This is a genomic window from Streptomyces sp. WAC03905, from assembly GCF_057371075.1.
On the sequence record NZ_JBXYDZ010000003.1, the window covers coordinates 90,139 to 109,160 of the forward strand.

Below are 19,022 nucleotides of genomic sequence, written 5' to 3' on the forward strand. Positions count from 1 at the left end.
CGCACGCCCCGTCACGCCCTACGGGGTCTGTGCCGGGGCGAAGTTCGTGAGGATCAGCAGCGTGTCGACCAGGTCCTCGGCCGGGGCCCCCGTGGCCAGTCGGCGCAGCTGCTGCCCGAACACCAGGGCCACGGCCGCGCCGGCCAGCCGTTCGGGGTCCGGCACTCCGAGCTGGGTCAGGATCCGCGCGGCCAGCAGGTCGTAGGCGGCGAAGCACTCGGCCGCGGCGGCACGCAGCCGTTCGTCACGACCGGCCTGGACGTACAGCTCGAAGGGCGCGATGTGGCGGCTGTCGAAGGCGTTGCCGCCCGCGACCTGCGCCACCACCTCGGCCGCCCGGCCGATGTCGAAGTGCTCGTCGGAGCATTCGTCCGCGAGCGCGGTGAAGTGCCGGGTCTCCTCGGCGACGAAGTGCAGCAGGCTCTCGCGCAGCAGCTCGTGCTGGGTGGCGAAGTGATAGGTGACCGAACCCAGGGAGACCGCCGCCTCCTTGGCGATCCGCCGGTTGGTGACGGCCGCGATGCCGTCCTGCCCGATGATCCGCAGTACGGCGTCGATGATGCTCTGGCGGGTGGCGGAAGCGTGGGGCATGTCCGCATTCTGCCCCATCGGCCGACGTGACGGCCCTGCGGGGCCGGGGTGCCGGGGTCGGGCGGGTGTGGACAAGCAACCACGCGGTCCATACTGTTCGTTCGAACGAACAATGGAGAACGCCGCAACGCCGTACGGGAGTCGCCGTGAAGATGTCCGGATCCAACGTTCTGCTCACCGGGGCCACCGGAGGCATCGGGGCCGCCCTGGCGGGGCGGCTGACCGTGGAAGGGGCCCGGCTCACCGTCACCGGCCGGCAGGAGGCCGCGCTGAAGGCCGCCGCGGACTCCTGCGGGGCCCGGACCGTGCTCGCCGACCTCGCCGTCCGGTCGGACGTCGTGCGCCTCGCCGAGAGCTGCGCCGAGACGGACGTGCTCGTCGCCAACGCCGCCCTGCCCGCCAGCGGCGACCTCCTCGACTACACCGAGGAGCAGCTCGACCGCGCCCTCGACGTCAACCTGCGGGCGCCCGTGCTGTTGTCGCGGCTGCTCGCGGAACACATGGTGGCGCGCGGCCGCGGCCACATCGTGCTGGTCGGTTCCATCTCGGGCAAGGCGGCGACCAAGTCGACCTCCCTCTACAACGCGACGAAGTTCGGGCTGCGCGGTTTCGCCCTCGCCCTGCGCCAGGAGCTCCGGGGCACGGGGGTGGGGGTGTCCCTGGTCCAGCCCGGTTTCGTGCGCGACGCCGGGATGTTCGCGGCCACCGGTGCCGCCACCCCGAACGGCATCCGGACCGTCACCCCGGGCCAGGTCGCCGACGGCGTCGTACGGGCCGTGCACCGCGACCTGTGCGAGGTCAACGTCGCGCCGCTGGAGCTGCGGCTGCTCAGCGCCATCGCCGGGCAGTTCCCCGGCTTCGCGGAGCGGATCCAGGCCCGTACGGACGTCGACGGCTCGGTGCGGCAGATCGTCGACGCCCAGCGCTCACGCCGCTAGGCGGTGTCGGACGCGACCCACGGCGTTCCGCACCCGCGCTCCTCGCCTCGCACCTCGCACCTCGCACCTCGCACCTGCAGACCTTCCATGCCACCCATGTGAACGGAGAGCACGGCTGTGCAGAGTGAACACCTGTCGAGTGACGGGCCCGGTGCGGGCCCGACGGTCGAGCGCAGGTCGCTGCTGCGCTTGGGGGCCCTGCTGGCCGCGGGCGGGGCCGCCGCACTGGTTCCGGCACCGGTCGCGCACGCCGCGACGAAGGGCCGGGGAACGGGTGAGGTGACCACCACCTACACCGGCCGCGCCCCCTACGGCGACGACCAGTGGGCGTACGTCCCCTTCGACGTCCCCGCCGGAGTGCAGCGGATCTCGGTCTCCAGCACCCACGACGGCGCAGCCGGCATCCTGGACCTCGGGATCTTCGGCCCGACCGGCTTCCGCGGCTGGTCGGGCGGCGCGCGCTCCGGCTTCACCCTCGCCGCGTCGGACGCCACCCCCGGGTACGTCCCCGGGCCCGTGGAGGCGGGCCGCTGGTCCGTCATCCTGGGTCCCATGGTGCGCAGCCCCGGCGGCATGGCCTGGCAGGTCGACGTCACCCTCCACCAGGGCCCCCCGCTGCCAGGTGCCCCGTACGACATCCTGCCCGCCGTCGTGCCCGGGCGGGGCCCGGGCTGGTACCGGGGCGATCTGCACCTGCACAGCGTGCACTCCGACGGGCAGCGCACGGTGGACGAGATCGTGGCGGCCGCCCGCCAGGAGGGGCTCGACTTCATCGCCACCTCCGACCACAACACCAGCTCGACCGGCGTGACGTGGAACGGGAACGTACCGACCGACCTGCTGGTGATCAACGCCGAGGAGGTCACCACCCGGCACGGCCACTGGCTGGCCGTCGGCCTGCCGCAGGGCGAGTGGGTGGACTGGCGCTACGGTCCCGCGGACGAGGGGGCGTTCGACGGTCACGCGCGGCGCGTGCACAGTCTGGGCGGCCTGGCGATCGCCGCCCATCCGCTCACCCCGGCTCCGGGATCCTTCTGGGAGTTCGGCCTCGACCGCGTGGACGCGCTGGAGGTGTGGAACGGACCGTGGACGCTGGACGACGCCGCGAACATCGCCGCCTGGCACGTCATGCTCTGCCTCGGCCAGCGGGTCGCCGCCGTCGGCAACAGCGACGCCCACAGCCCGGCCGACGCCGTCGGCCGGCCGCACAACGTGGTCCGCGCCGACAGCCTCTCGACGGCCGCGGTCCTGGACGCGCTGCGCGGGGGACGCTCGTACGCCGTCGAATCCGCGGCCGTGACCCTGGATTTCACGGCCCGCGCCGGCGGGGCGGTCGCGGGGCCGGGTGAGGAGCTGCCCCTGTCGTTCTTCGACGCCGTCGACGTGACCCTGGAGGTGACGGGCGCCCCCGACTGCATCGCCACGCTGTACACCGAGTGGGGCATCATGGCCGCCACCTGCATCGACGGCAGTGGCCGCGGGCAGCTGCGGTGGCGCGGCTGGGGGAAGGCGTCGATGTTCGCCCGGGCGGAGGTGCGCCGGCCCAAGCCCGCGTCGACCACGCTGGACCAACTGGTCGCCCTCACCAACCCGGTGTGGTTCTCCGCCGCCCGACTGCCGCCGTACGACGTCGAGCGGCGCGTGCTCTTCCACACCGAGCGCCGTCCGGACGGGTCGTGGAGCGGCATGCGTCCGCTGCCGGGTGCCGTCAACGCCGCCTCGTTCGCCGGGGTGCAGAGCGCCGTGGCGGGCGTGGCGGAGGGCTCGGTGCTGATCCTGGGCGTCGCACCCGACAACGGGTCTGTGGCTGACCGTCGTACGGGGTGCGGCCACGCTCCGGCCCTGGCAGCGGGTACCGGGCCCCGACGGCTCGGCGGACTTCACCGTCCGGGAGGCGGACGTCGCGGCTTTTCCCGACGGCACCTGCCGGATCGTGGCGACGGCCATGGACGGCACCTTGTACCACCAGCTGCGGCGGGCCGACGGCGGGCTGCCCGGCTTCCGCCCGGTGCCGGGTCCGACCGCGACGAGCCGGTGGGGTGCGACGAAGGTGGCGATCACCGCCCTGCCCGACGGGTCGGCCCAGGTGCTGAGTTACGGCACCGACGGTGCCCTGTACCACTGCGTCCACGGGCGTACGGGTACCTGGACGCCCTGGGGCCGGCCGCCCGGATCGGGCGGCGCCCCGGCGTTCTCCGGCCCCGCCCTGGCGATCGCGGGCATGCCCGACGGGTCCTCGCAGGTCCTGGCCATCGGGACGGACGGGATCGTGTACCACCAAGTGCGGCGGCCCGATGGCTCCTGGACCGGTTTCCGGCCCCCGCGGGGCGTCTCCACGCCCACCATGGGGGCCAGCGCCATCGGCATCGCGGGCACGCCGGACGGCTCGGCCCAGGTGGTGGCGGTCGGGCCCGACGGGCGGGTCTGGCACAACGTCCGGAGGCCGGACGGCTCCTGGACGCCGTTCGGCCGGGTCCCCGGACCGAACGGCAGGGACCCCTTCCCCGCCGGCCAGGTCCGCATCACCGCCCTCCGCGACGGCAGCACCCACGTGACGGCGATCAGCGCGGGATAGGGGGTGTCCGGCGGATCAAGGTCGGACAGTCCGGGCACGCCTAAGGCCCGTCTTGGGGATCGGGGCGGGCTCCGTCCGGGAGCCGGGACCGGGACAAGGGCGCGTCGGGGTCGGCGTCGTCCGGGTCCGGGCGGAAGCCGAGTTCCGCGAGTTGGTTGAGCGCCGTCATCGCCGTGAACATCGGGTTGGGGTTGGCGCCGCCCCCACCGAGGCCGGCGATCGCGGGGCCGTACAGGCTGGTGAACGTGCTCGGCCGGATCCGGGCGTCTGCGCCGGTCAGCTCCAGCGCCGCCGCCTGGAGGGCGACGGCCCGTTCCAGCAGGCCGTCCAGGTGGGACACCGCCTCCGCACCGCGGCGCACGGCGAAGGTGTGCCCGTCGGTGAGGGTCTCCGCCTCCCCCTGCTCGAAGAGGCCGGCGATGGCACCGAGCACGGTCTGGATCTTGAGCTGGTCGGCGTCGTACATCGCGCCGCAGGCACCGTTGCCCTCGTCGGAGAGGTGGAGGACACCGCTGTCCCTGAGGTGGACGATCACGTGCCCGGCGCAATGGCCCTGGCTGCGCAGCACCCGGACCGCGCCGTCGGCGAAGGTCCAGCCGGTGAACCGGTGCGGGCCGATCCGGATCCGCTCCAGGGGCCGCTCCTCGTAGGTGCGGGTCGAGGTGGCGAAGGGCCGCATCGGCGCGAACAGCGACACCACCTCGGCGGCCCGGGCGGCCGCGGGCAGCGGTAGCGCTCCGGCGATGCGCTCGAAGGACCGCACCCAGTAGGACGTGGGATCCCGCATCTGGTCGACGTCGCGGGCGGGAACGAAGTGCTCGGCGGGCACCCCCGGCGCGCCGGGCGGCCCGTCGGCCAGTTCGTCGGCCAGGTCGTTGTTGCCGACGTGGTCGGGATGGCCGTGGGTGGTGAGCACCAGCACCCGGGACCAGCGCCCGAGCCCGTCGGCCGCCGCCCGCAGCGCCGCGCGGAAGGGCCGGGTGACGCCGGTGTCGACGAGGACCAGGGTGTCGCCGGCCCGGTGCACCAGGGCGTTGGCGACGTCCGGCCGACCGTGCTCCAGGTCCAGTTCCCGGCCGACGACCAGCACGGTCCTGGCGTCGATCCGGATCCGGTCACCGAGTGCGCTCATGCGTCCTCCCGCGGGCCGTTCGGCGTGGACGGGTCGGGGCCCGGGGCCCCGGACACCAGTCTCCTGCCGCCGGGCGGGACCCGCACCAGCGCCCGTACGCGCGGCAGGGCGCCGGGGCGGTGGCGCGCCTACGCTGGAAGGACACCAGGCGCCGGGGCCCCGGGGCACCTGACCCGGGCGGACGGGGTGAAGCGACGGGGTGAAGCCATGACAGCGCAGCGCACAGCGGCACCGCGCGCGGCCCGCCGGATCCGGGCCGTCGCCACCGCATTGGCCGTGACCATGACCGGCGCCGCTCTGGTGTCGCTGTCCGGGCACCCGGCCGCGGGCCGGGCGGCGGCCTGCGAGACCGCGGCGCCGGACAGCTTCTGGCGGGCGCCCGTCGACACGCTTCCCGTCCACCCGGACTCCGCCCGGTACGTCTCCTCGATCGGTGCCGCTGCGCCCCTGCACCCGGACTTCGGCTCGGGTGTCGTCGACGGGCAGCCGATCGGCATTCCCATCACGGTCTCGGACGCGGCGGTGCCGGAATCGAAGGTCACCTTCGACATCGCCGAGGAGAGCGACCCGTCCGGGTACCGGATCCCGCAGAACGCCAGGATCGAGAACGGTCCGGCGAGCGACGGCGACCGGCACGTCGTCGTCTGGGACCGTGACCGGTGCAAGTCCTACGAGCTTCTGGAACGCCCGGCCGCTCGGCGGCAACGCCTGGCACGCCGGCGGTGGCGCGGTCTTCGACCTGCGCAGCAACCGGCTGCGGCCCGACGGCTGGACGTCCGCCGACGCCGCCGGCCTCGCCATCCTGCCCGGTCTGGTGCGCTACGACGAGGCGGCGTCCGGGCATATCGATCACGCGATCCGGATCACGGTGCCGCGCTCGGACCGGAGCTACCTCTGGCCCGCGCGGCACCAGGCGGGCGCGGCCGCGGACCCGGCGCTGCCGCCCATGGGGCTGAGGCTGCGGCTCAAGGATTCCGTCGACACCTCGAACCTGGCTCCGCAGGCCAAGGCGGTCGCCGAGGCTCTGAAGAAGTACGGCGCCATCGTCGCGGACAACGGCTCGGCCTGGTTCATCTCCGGTGAGGAGAACTCCGGCTGGGACGACGCCCAGCTCGCCGGCCTCAAGGCCTTCAAGGGGTCCGACTTCGAGGCGGTCGACGCGTCCGGACTGCAGCGGTCGCCCGACTCGGGGGCCGTCGCGCCGAAGTGAACCCGCCGCGTCGGCCCCCTCCTTCGCTGCGGCGTGCCGTCATTCCTCCCGCAGGGTCGTGACCAGGTCCCGCGGCAGGCCGTGGGTGTCGTGGAGGTAGCGGAAGTCGTCCTCGCCCAACGGGCCGTGGAACCGAGGGCGGGCGAGCACCCGCCTGCCGCGCTCCAGGAGGCTGCGGAACCGCTGTTCCTCCTCCCGGAGCAGCCGGAGCACATCCCCCGGCGGCATGTCCTGCCGGAAGTGGTCGAGGGTGTGGCGCACCAGTTCCTGCGGCAGGTCCCCGAGTCCGCGGGAGGGGTCCTCCCGCCACAGGACGGTGAGGACCCGTCGCACCAGCCGCCGCAGCACGTATCCGCGTCCGGTGTGGGCCGGGCGCACGCCGTCGCCGAGCACCACGACGGCCGAACGCAGGTGGTCGCAGACCACCCTGAGGGACGTGTCGTCCAGGTGCCACAGGGGCGGGACGAGCCGGCGCCACGGGTCGAAGACGTCGCACTCGAACACGGACGACTTGCCCTGCAGCAGGGAGGCCAGCCGTTCCAGGCCGAGTCCGGTGTCGACGTTGCGCCGTGGCAGGGGGACGAGGGAGCCGTCGTCGAGCCGGCGGTGGCTCATCGTGACGTGGTTCCACACCTCCACCCAGCGGTCGTCGCGGGTGGGTGTCGACCGGGGCGGACCGTCGCCGCTCCACAGGAAGATCTCCGAGTCGGGGCCGCAGGGACCGACGGGGCCGTTGGACCACCAGTTCTCTCCGGTGGTGAGTTCGACAGGGACGCCCCGGTCCTGCCACAGCCGGAGGGAGGCGGTGTCGGGGCCGGTCTGCTCGTCGCCGGCGTGGACGGTGGCGTGCAGCAGGCGGGGATCCACGCCGAGTCCCTCGGTGAGGAGCCCGTGGCCCCAGTCGAGGCTCTGCGGCCCGTCGTAGTCGCCCAGCGACCAGGTGCCGAGCATCTGGAAGACCGTCAGGTGCGTGTCGTCACCGACCTCCTCCAGGTCCGTGGTGCGCAGACAGCGCTGTACGTTGACCAGCCGCCCGCCCCGGGGATGGGGGCGGCCCTCCAGGTACGGGGTGAGGGGGTGCATGCCGGAGGTGGTGAAGAGGACGGGGTCGCCGGGGGGTGGCAGAAGCGTCGAGCCGACGATCCTGCGGTGCCGGCGCTCCTCGAAGTACTCGACGAACGTGTCGACCAGGCGTTCGGTGTTCATGGGGGGCTCCTTCGCGTCACAGCGGGAGGGGCACCGGAGAACGGACCGGGGTCTTTCGCGGTGGCGGGGACGCCACGGCATGGCCGGCGGACCGTTTCCGGTCGCCGGGGAGAGGGGGAAGGTCAGGCGGCGGCAACCGGCGAGCTGGTCGCTCGCGCGGTCGCGGTGGTGCCGGGGCCGTTGACGTTCATGCGGGCAACGGTAGCGCGCCCGTGCCCGCCGGGCACGGGGTTTTCGCACGCCCCCGCGTCGCAATGACGATCACCGCGGTTCGTCACCGCGACGGTCCTCCGCCCGCATGAGGAGGTGGCCGCGGCGGAAGCGCTCCTCGGCGCCGGGCTCGCGCAGCATCCGCCCGACCTCGACGAAACCGGCCTCGCGAGCCATCGCGGCCAGGTCGTCGACCGGCCACCGGTAGGCGGTCGTCACCTTGTGGTCGAACGCCGCGACCGGACCGCCTCCGGCCTCGAAGAAGGCGAGCAGGAGGGGTGCGCCCGGAGCGAGCACGCGGTGGAACTCGGCGAAGTGGGCGGGGAGTTCCCGGGGTGGGGTGTGGATCACCGAATACCAGGACACGATGCCCCCCAGCGCGCCGTCGGCCAGGTCCAGGGCGTCCATCGAACCGAGGTCGAACCGCAGACCCGGGTGGGCCGCGCGGGCGAATTCGATCATGGCGGGTGAGAGGTCGACGCCGAAGACGTCCAGTTCCAGTCCGCGCAGATGGGCGGTCACGTACCCGGGGCCGCACCCGAGTTCGGCCACGGGACCGGTGTCGGCGGTCCGCGCGAGCTCGGCGAAGGCGGCGAGGACCGAGCGGTCCAGCGGGACGCCGTCGAGGTAGTCCCGGGCGAGGTCGGCGTAGGGGACGACGACGGCGTCGTAGGCGTCGGACGTCACGCGGAGGTGCGCACGGGGTTCGGGGAGTTCGCGGAGTTCGGCCACGAGCCACGACACTACCGCGGGGTGGTCTCGCGCACCGCCCACGCCAGGTAGCCCGCCGAGGTCGCCGCCACCGGGAACACCAGCCACTGGTCTCGGTCGGGGCGTCCCCACCGTACGGGTGGATCAGCCGGCGAGGGCGACCAGCCTCCGGTAGGCCAATTGGTCCGCCCGCCGGGCGGTGAGGTGGACGTGGACATCGCCCAGGTACTCCTTCAGGGCGGAGTACCCGGCCGTGTACGTCTCCTCCTGCTCAGCTGCCGCCGGCGGCATCCAGAGGATCAGCAGGAGCTCGTTGCGCCGCGTGCCTTCGGGGCTGGCGAAGGACAGCTCGTGGAGGACCAGCCGGGGCTGGTCCGACGGCAGTCCCTGCACCAGCTCATCGTGGGTGAGGTTGGCTTCCAGTTCCGGGACCAGGTCCTCCGGCGGCGCCGCGTACCGGAGGACCACGGTGTTGATCTCCCGCAGCTCCCTGAGGTGTTGGACGGCAGCGACGCTGCCTTCCGACAGACCGGTCGGGCTGCTCACTGGGTCTCACCTCGGTGCTGGTCGGTGCGGGCGGCAGGCGGACGGCAGGTGAACGGGAGCGAGCGGCCGCCCTCAGGTGTGGATGCGGCTGTTGGTGCCGTCGTGGGCGTCGGCGTGCTCCTCGTCGAACCAGTAGTCACCGGCCGCGAGGTAGCGGAAGGAGTGGGCGCTGTGGGCGGGCAGGGCGACGGTCGCGGCGCGGGTGCCGTCGCCGCGGGGCTCGAGCGGGTGGGCGGCGGGGTTCCAGTGGTTGAAGTCCCCGACGACGCTGACCGGGCCGTCCGGGGTTTCCGCGGGGAGGACGAACGTGACCTGCGTGCGGCCCTTGAGCTTCTTGCGTTCGAGCACTTGGACAACTCCAGCCGTGGAGGAACGGTGAACCGGCCCGTGCATCCTCGTGCCCACGCCTGTGCGGTGCGGCGGCACCGGGCCGCGCTGCGGGCAGAAGTCACCCGGCTGGCCGCGCCCGCCCAGCACCTTCGCGGACGGGCGACGACCGGTGGGACAAGGGGGCCGCCGCACGGATGTGCTCCCCGTCGAAGGTGGGGAGGACCCGTCTGCCGCGGCGCGGCGCACCGAACGTGCGCCACCAGGCGTGCCGTTCGGGGAGGGGCGGTGGCAAGACCCGGTCAACTGCCCCCGCTCCTGGACGTCGTGGCCGGTTCGCTCGGCTCCTGCGCCGTGCGGACACCGGCCGAGCGCCGGCCGGTACGACGCCTCGGACGCCGGGCCGCGTGTACGCCACCCGGAGTGACTCGGGTGTCCTGGCGCGGGGGTGCGGCGGATGGGGAGCCACGGGCTGTTAAAGAGGCCGTGCGGCCCGCGCGATGCCGGAGGCCGGCCAACGGGCTCTGCCCGCACGAGGAACGAGGGGCGCAAATGCGCGACAGCGACATGTCCACGCACGGCCGACACCGCCACCCCGGAACCCCGCTGCGGGGAAGGGTCGCGGTCGTGACCGGCGCCGCACGCGGCATCGGGGCGGCCCTGGCACGGAACCTGTCCGCAGCGGGGATGTCCGTCGCGCTGCTGGGCCGCGAGGAGGCGTCGTTGCGCGCGACGGCTCGGACCCTGCCGAACCGGAGCGTCTGCGTCGAGGCCGACGTCACCGACAACTCGGCCCTCCAGGCCGCCGCCCTGCAGGTGGAGGCGGAGCTGGGGCCGGCCAGTGTGGTCGCCGCGAACGCCGGGATCGCCGTCGGCGGACCCTTCGACCGTACGGCGGCCGACCTGTGGCAGCGGGTCATCGACGTCAACCTCACCGGATCCGCCAACACCGCGAGGGCCTTCCTGCCCCAGCTGACCCGCACGCGCGGATACTTCCTCCAAGTCGCCTCGACCGCCGCGCTGGGCTCCTCCCCCATGATGAGCGCCTACTGCGCCTCCAAGGCCGGCGTCGAGTCCTTCGCCCTGGCGCTGCGCAGCGAGGTGGAGCCCGACGGTGTCGCCGTCGGCATCGCCTACGTCCACTGGACCGGCACGGACATGATCAGCGGTGTCGACGAGCCCCCCGTACTGCGCGCCCTGCGCCGCCACCAGCCGAAGTTCGCCCGTCGGGTCCGCAGTCCGGAGCAGGTCGCCGACTGGCTCGCGCAGGGGATCACGCGCCGCTCCCCCTCCGTCTACGCACCGCCCTGGCTGCGCTGGTGCCAGCCGCTGCGGCCGCTCTTCCCGCCGATCGTCGCCCACATCGCACGGCGCGAGCTGCGTACCCCCGCGCGCGGCGAGCTGACGGCCGACGCCACCGTCCTGGGAGCCGGTGGCCTCGCCGACTGGCACGCCTACCACCCGCCCGGGGGCTCGTGAGCCGGTGGCCCGGGTGGGTGGTGCCGGCCGGGGAAGTTTGCCCCTCGGGGGTACGGGCACGCGCGAACCGACGGCCTTGAACGCCACCTCTGCCACCCCTGGAGGCACGAGACCCATGACGTCCTTCGGATACTTCCTCTCCTGCGAGGAATTCACTCCTGCCCAGCTCCTGGACCAGGCCCGCCGGGCCGCCGACGCGGGCTTCACCCGCCTGGCGATCTCCGACCACTTCCACCCGTGGAACGACGCGCAGGGCAACAGCCCGCTGGTCTGGTCGATGATCGGCGCCCTGTCGCAGACCGTCGACCTGCCCGTGACCACCTTGGTCACCTGCCCCACCGTACGCCTGCACCCCGCGGTGACCGCCCAGGCCGCGGCCACCTCCAGCCGGCTGCTGGACGGGCGGTTCGCCCTGGGTGTGGGAACGGGTGAGGCGCTGAACGAGCACGTCCTCGGGGACCGGTGGCCTTCCTTCGACGAGCGCGCCGACATGCTGGAGGAAGCCGTGGAGGTGATGCGCGCCCTGTTCACCGGTCGCCAGGTCAGCCACCGGGGCAGGCACTACACCGTGGACAACGCCCGTCTCTACACCGCGCCGCACGGGCGGCTGCCCGTGTACGTCTCCGGCTTCGGGCCGAAGGCGGCGGAGCTCGCCGGCCGGATCGGCGACGGCCTGGTGACCATGACTCCGGACGAGGAGGCCATCGCCCGCTTCCGCGAGGCGGGCGGCCGCGGAAAGCCCGTGATCGGCGGCCTGAAGGTGTGCTGGGGCCAGGACCGGGACCGGGCGGTCGACACCGCGCACCGGCTGTGGCCCAGCGAGCACCTTCCCGGCGAGCTGGCGCAGATCCTCCCCACTCCCGCCCACTTCGAGCAGGCGGCCCGGCTCGTCTCCCGCGAGGAGGTGTCCGCCGCAGTGCCGTGCGGAGACGACGTCGAGGAGCACCTGGAGGCCGTCCGCGGCTATGTCGACGCCGGATTCGACGAGGTGTACATCGGGCAGATCGGACCGGACCAGGAGGCGTTCTTCGCCGCCGCCCGCGACAAGCTGCTCCCCGCCCTGGGCAGTTGACGGACGGCGCCGCCCCTCACCCTGAAGGGCGGGCCTCCAGTTCCGACTTCAGCTTGCGCAGGGTCGCCCGGATGTTCTTGCGCTGGAACTCCGCGAAGGTGTGCCCCTTCGTCGCGATCCTGTCGAAGGTGTTGGCCACCGGGTCGGGCCAGCCGCGCCGGTCGTCGGTCCACGTCTCCGTCACCTCGGTGCCGCCGGGCACGGCGGCGAAACGATACTCCCAGGTGGCGATCGGGCCGCGCAGCCACGGGCGGCGCAGGCCGATGGCGTGGACCCGGAAGCGGAAGACCTCGTCCGGGTCGGCGGCCGTGACCGTGCAGCGGGTCGTCCAGCGGAACGGGCCGCGCTTGTTGTGGCCGTCGAAGACCATCCCGACGCGGGTCGCGGTGCCCGGGCCCCCGGCCGGGGTCGCGCCCAGGTTCTCCGGGCTCCAACGGCCCATGAGGGTCGGGTCGGAGACGTGCCGGTAGACCGTGGACGGGTCGGCCCCGACGATGACGGAGTCACGGACGCTGAACGTACGGGGCATCTGACTCCCTTGCACGGGGCTCTCTGGCATGGGGCTCCCTGGCATGTGGCTCCCTCCTCGGAGCACGACGGTAGCGGTCGTCGTCCCGCCCGGAACCGGCGCCCCCGGCATCGCGGACCCGGCCCGGTCGGCCCGGTCCGGTCGGCCCGGTCCGGCCGCCGTCAGCTCCTTTCCAGCATCCGGCGGCGCAGCGTGTCGTAGACGGGTTCGCTCCCCAGCCGGTCTGCCGTCACGGCGGCGGCGAAACAGGCGGTCAGCAGGGGCAGCAGGAGCGCGCCGGCACCCGTCATCTCGGTCACCAGGACAATGGCGGTGAGCGGTGCCCGCACCACCCCGGTGAACACGGCGGCCATCCCCACCACCGCGAACGCGGCCGGACCCGCCGCGCCGGCCGGGAGCAGCGGGGAGACGAGGGTGTGGGTGAGCGTCCCCCACAGGGCGCCGAGGGCCAGCAGGGGCGCGAACAGGCCGCCGGGCGTCGCGGCGGCGTAGCTGAGGGGGCCGGCCAGGAACCGTACGGCAAGGCAGACCGCCAGCGCCGCTGCCGAGAGGCCGCCGCCCGCCAGCAGGCGCTCGGTCAGCTGGTCGCCGCCGCCCGTGAGGAGCGGATCGAAGGCCATCAGCGCGCCGACCACGGCTCCGATCACGGCCGCCCGGGCGACGAGCGGTACCCGGGTGAGCCGGTCGCACGCCTCCAGGGTTCCCACGACCAGCGCGCCGTACCCGGCGCCGAGCGCCCCGGCGGTCACCCCGCACAGCAGGAAGACCGGCAGCATCCACAGCGGCGGGAAGGGGACGCCGGCCATCGGGAGGACGAGCCCGTCACCCACGAGGGGCTGGGCGGCGGCGACGGCGGTGAGGGTGCCGACGAGCGTCAGCAGCACCAGCCGGGGGCGCACCGTGCCGGTGATCTCCTCGCAGACGAAGACCAGCCCGCCCAGCGGGGCGGTGAACGCCACCGCCAGGCCGGCCCCACCGAGCGCGGTGTGCAGCATGCGGGCGTCTTCGGCCGGCAGCCGGCCTCGGCGGCCCGCACCGGACCCGATCGAGGCGCCCATGTGGACGATCGGTCCCTCCCTGCCCAGGACCAGACCCGAGCCGATCGCGATGAGTCCGCCCACGAACTTCACCGGCAGCAGCCGGGCCGGACCGGCCGCCGCCTCCTGCCGCCACACCGCCTCCACGTGCTGGATCCCGCTGCCCGGCGCGTGCGGGACGCGCATGGCGACGGCGCACGCCAGTGCGGCGCCCGCCGCGGTGAGGGCGACGGGAAGCAGCCGGCCCGCTCCGCCCGGTCCGGCGGTCGCTCCCAGCAGCGACGCGCGCAGCACGTCCGCGTGCTCCAGGCACCAGCGGAAGCCGCCTCCGACCAGCCCGACCAGACATCCCGCGAGGGCAGCGACCACGAAGGCGCGACCACCCCTCCCCCGGCCTCCGGCAGTCACCGGTCAGTGCTGGGGCAGGTGGGACTTGGCGTCGTCGTACGTCGCGCCGCCGGGCGCGGCGGCCGGCGCGTAGAACAGGTTCAGCACTCCGGTGCGGAAGGTCTCGGCGGACACCAGGTCCAGCGGGACGGGGGGCGCTTCCTGTTCGAACAGGCGCATGCCGGTACGGACGGCGATCGGGTGCAGCAGGAGGTTCAGTTCGTCGAGCAACCCGGCGGCCAGCAGCTGCCGGACGACGGAGACCGAGCCGCTGATCCAGATCGGTGTGCCCGCGCCGGGCTCGTCCTTGAGGGCTGCGGCCGCCGGGGTGAGATCGCCGGCGAGCTGTTCGGAGTTGCGCCATGTGAAGTCGAGCGGGCCGTTCGACACCACGATCTTGCGGGCGTCGCCCAGCACCTTGGCGAACGGTGCGTCCTCCCCGCCCGCCGCTTCCCGCTCCGGCCAGGCGCCCGCGAAGCTGTCGTAGGTCCTGCGCCCCAGCAGCAGGGTGTCGGCCCGGCCGAGGGTGGCGTCGACGGCGGCGCCCATCTCCTCGTTGAAGTAGGGGAAGTGCCACTGGTCGGGTGCCTCGACGACGCCGTCGAGCGAGATGAACAGCTGAGCCTTGATCTTCCTCATACCGGTCTCCGGGAGCTGGTGGTCGGTCCTTCCCTGTACGGGCCCATCAAAGGCCACGCGGGAGCCGTGCCCCGGGTCATTCACCCGCACGGCGGCTGCGTCGCCGTACGGAGCTCCGCGGTGGCTCCGGCTGTGACCGGTGCCGGGTGCACCGCATCACCTCCGGCGCCCCGACGGGTTGCGGCGGGGTGGCAGGGGCAGGAACCCGCTCGTGCGGGCGGCGTACTCGGCATAGCCGGGGCGGTCCGCCATGTGCTTCTCCAGCAGGCGTTTCCCGCTGCCGACGGTCAGCAGCAAGGTCATGACGAGCGGCGAGACCAGACTCAGCGCCGCCGGGAGCGGGCCGGTGCAGGCGAGCAGGTACAGGCCCCACCAGACGAGGCTTTCGCCGAAGTAGTTGGGATGGCGGGTCCAGCCCCACAGGCCCCGGTCCATGATGCGGCCCCGGTGGGCCGGATCCTCCTTGAACCGGGCCAACTGGTGGTCGCCCACCGCTTCGAAGCCGAGGCCGGCGGCCCACACGACCAGCCCGAGCACCCCGAGGACGCCCACGGGGACGGCCGTGTACGAGGCCACCTGGACGGGCAGGGAGATCAGCCAGACCAGCACGGCCTGGAGGAGGTAGACGGTGCGCAGCGCGTACCGGGTGCGGTTCCCGCGCGCCTTGTCGAGGAGCGCCGTGTAGCGCGGGTCCTCCCCGTGGCCGCGGGAGCGCCGGGCGATGTGCGCGGACAGGCGCAGCCCCCACACGACGGTCGCGGCGGCGACCAGGAGCCGTCTCTCGGGGTCCCCGTGGCCGGCGGACAGCAGGTAGGTGGCGGTGGCCACGGCACTGAAGGCCAGACCCCAGGCGATGTCGACGACGCGGTGCAGGCGCAGGCGCGTGCCGACGGCGAACGCGGCGAGCAGGACGGCCGTCGCGACGGCCGCGCCGGCCGCGAGGTTGGTCCCGAGGGCGCCCCAGGCCGTACCGCCGGTCACGACCGCTCCCGGGCCGGTGGCTTCGCCGTGAGGACGATCTGGCGGACGTCGAGGTAGCGGGAGCGGAATCCGGCCTCCGAGTAGGCCAGGTAGAACTCCCAGAGCCGTTGGAAGACGGTGTCGAAACCGAGGTCGGTGACGGTCTGGCGGTTCGCGGTGAACCGCTCCCGCCACAGGCGCAGGGTCTGCGCGTAGTGCTCGGCGAACCCCTCGTCGGAGACGGTGCGCAGGCCGGCCGCCGCCGCGTGGTCGGTGATGGCGCGGCGGGAGGGGATCAGTCCGCCGGGGAAGACGTACTTGCTGATCCAGGTGTGGGTGGCGGCCGTGTGGCGCATCCGACGGTGGCCCATGGTGATCGACTGGAGGGCGATGCGGCCGTCGGGGCGGAGCGCACGCCGCAGGGCGGCGAAGTACGCGGGCCAGTACTCGGCGCCGACGGCCTCGATCATCTCGACGCTGACGACGGCGTCGTACCGGCCTTCGGCGTCACGGTAGTCGCGCAGCTGGACGTCGACGCGGTCAGCGAGTCCCGCGGCGTGGATGCGGGCGCGGGCGAGTCCTGCCTGTTCGGCGGAGAGGGTGAGGGTGGTGACGCGGGCACCGCGGGCGGCGGCGCGCAGCGCGAGCTCTCCCCAGCCGGTACCGATCTCCAGCAGTTCGGTGCCGTCCGTGACGTGCGCGAGGTCCAGCAGGCGGTCGATCTTGCGGTGCTGGGCGGCGGGAAGGTCTTCGTGCCGGGCGGGGAAGGTGGTGAAGACGGCGGAGGAGTACGAGAGCGTCGGATCGAGGAAGGACGCGAACAGGTCGTTGGACAGGTCGTAGTGACGGTGGGCGTTCTCGCGCGCGCCGTGGCGGGTGTTGCGGTCGCGGCGGGGGCGGGCGGACACCCAGAGGGGGCGGAGTGCGCGCAGTGGCGCCGGGACGAGGTGGTCGACGTGCGCGGCGAGGACGGTCAGCAGGCCGGTCAGGTCGTCGCTGTCCCACTCCCCGGCCATGTAGGACTCGCCGAAGCCGATCAGGCCGTCGCGTCCGACGCGCGAGAAGAAGGCGCCCGGGTCGTGGAGGGTGAGGTCCGGGCGGTGGGAGGCGCCGGGGCCACGGGTGGGGCCCGCGTTGACGTCCACCGGGAGCCGTTTCAGGGCCCGGCCGACCAGATGTGCGGCGATGGCGGTGCGGGCCGTCCGGGCGCCCGGCGGCCGGGCCACGTCCGGACGGGGTGCGGCGGCCGTCTGCCGGGGGACGGCCTCGTCGGGGCCGGACGGGCGGGGCCGCGGAGCGGACGGGCGTGCCGGGTGGTCGGGCGAGGTGGCCGGGCGGGTCACGGGACCATTCCCTTCTGCGGGGCGTGCCGGGGACGGGGCTGCACGGGCAGGCCGCGCAGGAGGAGGCGGATGCCGTGGAGCTGGATGCCCGCCCGCGCTGCGGCGGTCGACCAGGGGCGGCGGGCGGCGGCCCGCAGGAGGGCGCGGGCGGTGGCGGGGCGGGCGCGTCCGCGCACGGTGGCGGTGAACGGGCCGGCCTCGGTGTCGAGGTGCACGGTCAGGTCGAGGCGTTCCTCGGGGAGCGGCAGCCGCATCCGGTAGTGGCCCTCGACGGGGAAGAACGGGGAGACGTAGAACCGCTTCTCCGCCCTCGCCCGGCCGCCCGCGTCCGGGTGCAGCAGATAGCAGTGGCGCTGCCCGTACGTGTTGTGGACCTCCGCGACCACGCACACCAGTGACCCGGAGGCGTCGTGGCACCAGTAGACGCTGAGCGGGTTGAAGACGAAGCCGAAGACGCGGGCGTGGGCGAGCATGACCACGCGCCCGCCGGCTATGTCGATGTCGCGGGAGGCGAGGAACTCCTCCAGGCCGGCCCGGATGGTGGGGGCCCGGCCCGCGAAGTGGTCGCGCGGGTCGAACCGGGCGAGCGGGCGCAGCGGGCGGGGCAGGGCCGGCAGCCGGTCGAGGTCCACGCACCACAGGTACGTGCGGTGCCGGACGTCGTGCCGCAGGGGGGCGGTCCGGGTGTGGACGACCACGCACTCGTACAGCGCGGCGGGGGGCGCCGCGTCCCGGGTCACCAGCGCACCCCCAGGGCGCGGGCGGCTTCCACGCCGGAACGGCAGCCGTCCTCGTGGAAGCCCCAGCCGTGCCACGCTCCGGCGTACGCGGTCACGCCGGTGTTCAGCCGCGGCAGTTCCTTCTGCGCGGCTACCGATGCGGGCGTGTGGACGGGGTGTTCGTAGAGCATCCGGCGCACCACCCGGCCGGCGTCGACGCGGTCGTCGGCGCCGAGGGTGACCACGTAGTCGGCGCCGTCGGGCAGGTTCTGCAGGCGCCGCATGTCGTAGCTGACGCGAACGGACTCGGCGGAGGGCTCGCAGGCGGGCAGGTGGTAGTTCCAGGAGGCCCGGGCCCGGGGCGAGCGGGGCAGGAGGCCGGTGTCGGTGTGCAGGAGCGTCGGGTTGGCCTCGTACGTGAAGGCGCCGAGGAGCCGCAGCTCGTCCGGGGTGGGGTCGGCGAGGAGGCGCAGGGCCTGGTCGGGGTGGGTGGCGATCACGACGGCGTCGTAGCCGTCGGTGGCGCCGTTCTCGGTGGTTATCCAGGCGCCCGAGCCCCGTGCGGCCCGGTGGACGGCCTGCACGGGGCTGGAGGTGCGGACGCGGTGGACGCTCTTGGCCACGGCCTCGACGTAGGAGGCGGACCCGCCGGTGACGGTCTTCCACTGCAGGGAGCCGGTGACCGACAGGAGGCCGTGGTGGCGGAGGAAGGTGAAGAGGTGGGCGGCGGGGTAGGACAGCGCCGTACGTGCGGGGCACGACCACACCGCGGAGACCAGGGGGAGGGCGAAGTGGCTGACGAAGTACGGGGAGAAGCGCCCTTCGCGGAGGAAGTCGCCCAGGGTGACGTGGTGGGAGGGCGGGTCGGCGAGCAGCCGGCGGGCCCGGCGGTGGAAGACGGGGACCTGCGCGAGCAGCCGCAGGTAGCGGCCGCGCAGCGCCGCCCGGCCGGTGAGCAGACCGGCCGGGCCGCGAGCGCCCGCGTACTCCAGACCGCAGCCCTCGCACCGTACCGACATGCTCATCTCGGCGTCCTGGGTGGAGATCCCCAGCTCGCGGAAGAGCCGTAGCAGGGTCGGATAGGTGCGCTCGTTGTGCACGATGAACCCCGAGTCCACGCCCAGGGGCCGCCCGTCCGGGCCGGCGACCTCATGGGTGTGGGCGTGGCCGCCGAGGCGTCCTTCGGCCTCGTAGAGGGTGACCTCGTACGAACGGGCCAGGACGTGGGCGGCCGTCAGGCCCGCGACCCCGGCGCCGATCACCGCTGCTTTCCGGTGTTCCACCTCAGCACTCCCGCCACTCACCGCGCCGCCGGGTGCGGTCGCTCATCCGTGCTTCGCGGCGGAGCGGCGGGTGGATTGGTGGGGATCGCCCGGCGGCGGGCCCGGCCGGTACGAACGCGGCGCCGCCG

General features: G+C 73.9%; 18 protein-coding genes. 5 read left to right on the forward strand and 13 right to left on the reverse strand.

Going from position 1 to position 19,022, the window contains the following annotated elements; all coding sequences use genetic code 11:
* Positions 1–18: 18 nt before the first annotated feature.
* Positions 19–591 carry a TetR/AcrR family transcriptional regulator gene (locus AC2RP6_RS03350; protein ID WP_486444728.1) on the reverse strand — a complete coding sequence of 191 codons (573 nt, stop codon included), beginning with the start codon at positions 589–591 and terminating at the stop codon, positions 19–21.
* A gap of 146 nt (positions 592–737) precedes the next feature.
* On the opposite strand from AC2RP6_RS03350, the gene AC2RP6_RS03355 reads away from it, so the two are divergent.
* Positions 738–1,529, forward strand: coding sequence for an SDR family NAD(P)-dependent oxidoreductase (locus AC2RP6_RS03355; protein WP_486444729.1), 792 nt, complete (start codon positions 738–740; stop codon positions 1,527–1,529).
* A 117-nt stretch (positions 1,530–1,646) separates the two neighbouring features.
* Positions 1,647–4,148, forward strand: coding sequence for a CehA/McbA family metallohydrolase (locus AC2RP6_RS03360; RefSeq protein ID WP_486444730.1), 2,502 nt, complete (start codon positions 1,647–1,649; stop codon positions 4,146–4,148).
* On the opposite strand, the gene AC2RP6_RS03365 is transcribed toward AC2RP6_RS03360, so the two are convergent.
* A complete protein-coding gene (locus AC2RP6_RS03365; RefSeq protein WP_486444731.1) occupies positions 4,145–5,236 on the reverse strand; it encodes an MBL fold metallo-hydrolase in 1,092 nt (363 codons plus the stop codon). The two genes, AC2RP6_RS03360 and AC2RP6_RS03365, sit on opposite strands and share 4 nt — an antisense overlap.
* 652 nt (positions 5,237–5,888) lie before the next feature.
* Between AC2RP6_RS03365 and AC2RP6_RS03370 the strand changes: the two genes are divergently transcribed.
* Entirely contained in the window at positions 5,889–6,446 is a 558-nt protein-coding gene (locus tag AC2RP6_RS03370; protein ID WP_486444732.1) for a hypothetical protein, read from the forward strand.
* Between the two features lie 39 nt (positions 6,447–6,485).
* Here AC2RP6_RS03370 and AC2RP6_RS03375 read toward each other — a convergent pair whose 3' ends face one another.
* The 4 genes from AC2RP6_RS03375 to AC2RP6_RS03390 form a co-directional block, all read right to left on the reverse strand.
* The gene (locus AC2RP6_RS03375; RefSeq protein WP_486444733.1) at positions 6,486–7,652 is read right to left on the reverse strand and encodes an alanine--tRNA ligase-related protein; all 1,167 of its coding nucleotides are present in this window, start codon (positions 7,650–7,652) and stop codon (positions 6,486–6,488) included.
* A 261-nt stretch (positions 7,653–7,913) separates the two neighbouring features.
* Complete coding sequence (locus AC2RP6_RS03380; RefSeq protein WP_486444734.1) at positions 7,914–8,606, reverse strand: class I SAM-dependent methyltransferase; 693 nt, start codon at positions 8,604–8,606, stop codon at positions 7,914–7,916.
* A 111-nt stretch (positions 8,607–8,717) separates the two neighbouring features.
* Positions 8,718–9,119 carry a cofilin family protein gene (locus AC2RP6_RS03385; RefSeq protein WP_486444735.1) on the reverse strand — a complete coding sequence of 134 codons (402 nt, stop codon included), beginning with the start codon at positions 9,117–9,119 and terminating at the stop codon, positions 8,718–8,720.
* 72 nt (positions 9,120–9,191) lie between these two features.
* Positions 9,192–9,467 (reverse strand): isoamylase early set domain-containing protein, encoded by a 276-nt coding sequence (locus AC2RP6_RS03390; protein WP_486444736.1) that lies wholly within the window; start codon positions 9,465–9,467, stop codon positions 9,192–9,194.
* Between the two features lie 531 nt (positions 9,468–9,998).
* Between AC2RP6_RS03390 and AC2RP6_RS03395 the strand changes: the two genes are divergently transcribed.
* Complete coding sequence (locus AC2RP6_RS03395; protein ID WP_486444737.1) at positions 9,999–10,925, forward strand: SDR family oxidoreductase; 927 nt, start codon at positions 9,999–10,001, stop codon at positions 10,923–10,925.
* Between the two features lie 115 nt (positions 10,926–11,040).
* Positions 11,041–11,997 (forward strand): TIGR03557 family F420-dependent LLM class oxidoreductase, encoded by a 957-nt coding sequence (locus AC2RP6_RS03400; protein WP_486444738.1) that lies wholly within the window; start codon positions 11,041–11,043, stop codon positions 11,995–11,997.
* A gap of 16 nt (positions 11,998–12,013) precedes the next feature.
* Here the strand turns inward: AC2RP6_RS03400 and AC2RP6_RS03405 are convergent, their stop codons facing one another.
* The 7 genes from AC2RP6_RS03405 to AC2RP6_RS03435 all read right to left on the reverse strand — a co-directional run bounded on the left by AC2RP6_RS03405 (position 12,014) and on the right by AC2RP6_RS03435 (position 18,894).
* On the reverse strand, positions 12,014–12,526 hold the full coding sequence (locus AC2RP6_RS03405) for an SRPBCC family protein (protein WP_486444739.1): 513 nt from the start codon (positions 12,524–12,526) through the stop codon (positions 12,014–12,016).
* Positions 12,527–12,687: 161 nt separating this feature from the next.
* Complete coding sequence (locus AC2RP6_RS03410) at positions 12,688–13,932, reverse strand: chloride channel protein (RefSeq protein WP_486444740.1); 1,245 nt, start codon at positions 13,930–13,932, stop codon at positions 12,688–12,690.
* A 42-nt stretch (positions 13,933–13,974) separates the two neighbouring features.
* Positions 13,975–14,589: a dihydrofolate reductase family protein gene (locus AC2RP6_RS03415; RefSeq protein ID WP_486444741.1), complete on the reverse strand. Its 615-nt coding sequence runs from the start codon at positions 14,587–14,589 to the stop codon at positions 13,975–13,977.
* A 156-nt stretch (positions 14,590–14,745) separates the two neighbouring features.
* Entirely contained in the window at positions 14,746–15,570 is an 825-nt protein-coding gene (locus AC2RP6_RS03420) for a DUF1295 domain-containing protein (RefSeq protein ID WP_486444742.1), read from the reverse strand.
* Positions 15,567–16,892, reverse strand: coding sequence for a class I SAM-dependent methyltransferase (locus AC2RP6_RS03425; RefSeq protein ID WP_486444743.1), 1,326 nt, complete (start codon positions 16,890–16,892; stop codon positions 15,567–15,569). The genes AC2RP6_RS03420 and AC2RP6_RS03425 overlap by 4 nt, the downstream gene beginning before the upstream one ends.
* A complete protein-coding gene (locus AC2RP6_RS03430) occupies positions 16,889–17,632 on the reverse strand; it encodes a DUF1365 domain-containing protein (protein WP_486444744.1) in 744 nt (247 codons plus the stop codon). The genes AC2RP6_RS03425 and AC2RP6_RS03430 overlap by 4 nt, the downstream gene beginning before the upstream one ends.
* Positions 17,629–18,894, reverse strand: coding sequence for an NAD(P)/FAD-dependent oxidoreductase (locus AC2RP6_RS03435; protein WP_486444745.1), 1,266 nt, complete (start codon positions 18,892–18,894; stop codon positions 17,629–17,631). Before AC2RP6_RS03435 ends, AC2RP6_RS03430 begins: the two co-directional genes overlap by 4 nt.
* Between the last annotated feature and the right edge of the window lie 128 nt (positions 18,895–19,022).

Bases quoted from the DNA above. Each gene is read 5' to 3' on its own strand.
- AC2RP6_RS03375 (WP_486444733.1), bottom strand. From the start codon at position 7,652: ATGAACACCGAACGCCTGGTCGACACGTTCGTCGAGTACTTCGAGGAG.
- AC2RP6_RS03365 (WP_486444731.1), bottom strand. From the start codon at position 5,236: ATGAGCGCACTCGGTGACCGGATCCGGATCGACGCCAGGACCGTGCTG.
- AC2RP6_RS03415 (WP_486444741.1), bottom strand. From the start codon at position 14,589: ATGAGGAAGATCAAGGCTCAGCTGTTCATCTCGCTCGACGGCGTCGTC.
- AC2RP6_RS03350 (WP_486444728.1), bottom strand. From the start codon at position 591: ATGCCCCACGCTTCCGCCACCCGCCAGAGCATCATCGACGCCGTACTG.
- AC2RP6_RS03400 (WP_486444738.1), top strand. From the start codon at position 11,041: ATGACGTCCTTCGGATACTTCCTCTCCTGCGAGGAATTCACTCCTGCC.
- AC2RP6_RS03405 (WP_486444739.1), bottom strand. From the start codon at position 12,526: ATGCCCCGTACGTTCAGCGTCCGTGACTCCGTCATCGTCGGGGCCGAC.
- AC2RP6_RS03395 (WP_486444737.1), top strand. From the start codon at position 9,999: ATGCGCGACAGCGACATGTCCACGCACGGCCGACACCGCCACCCCGGA.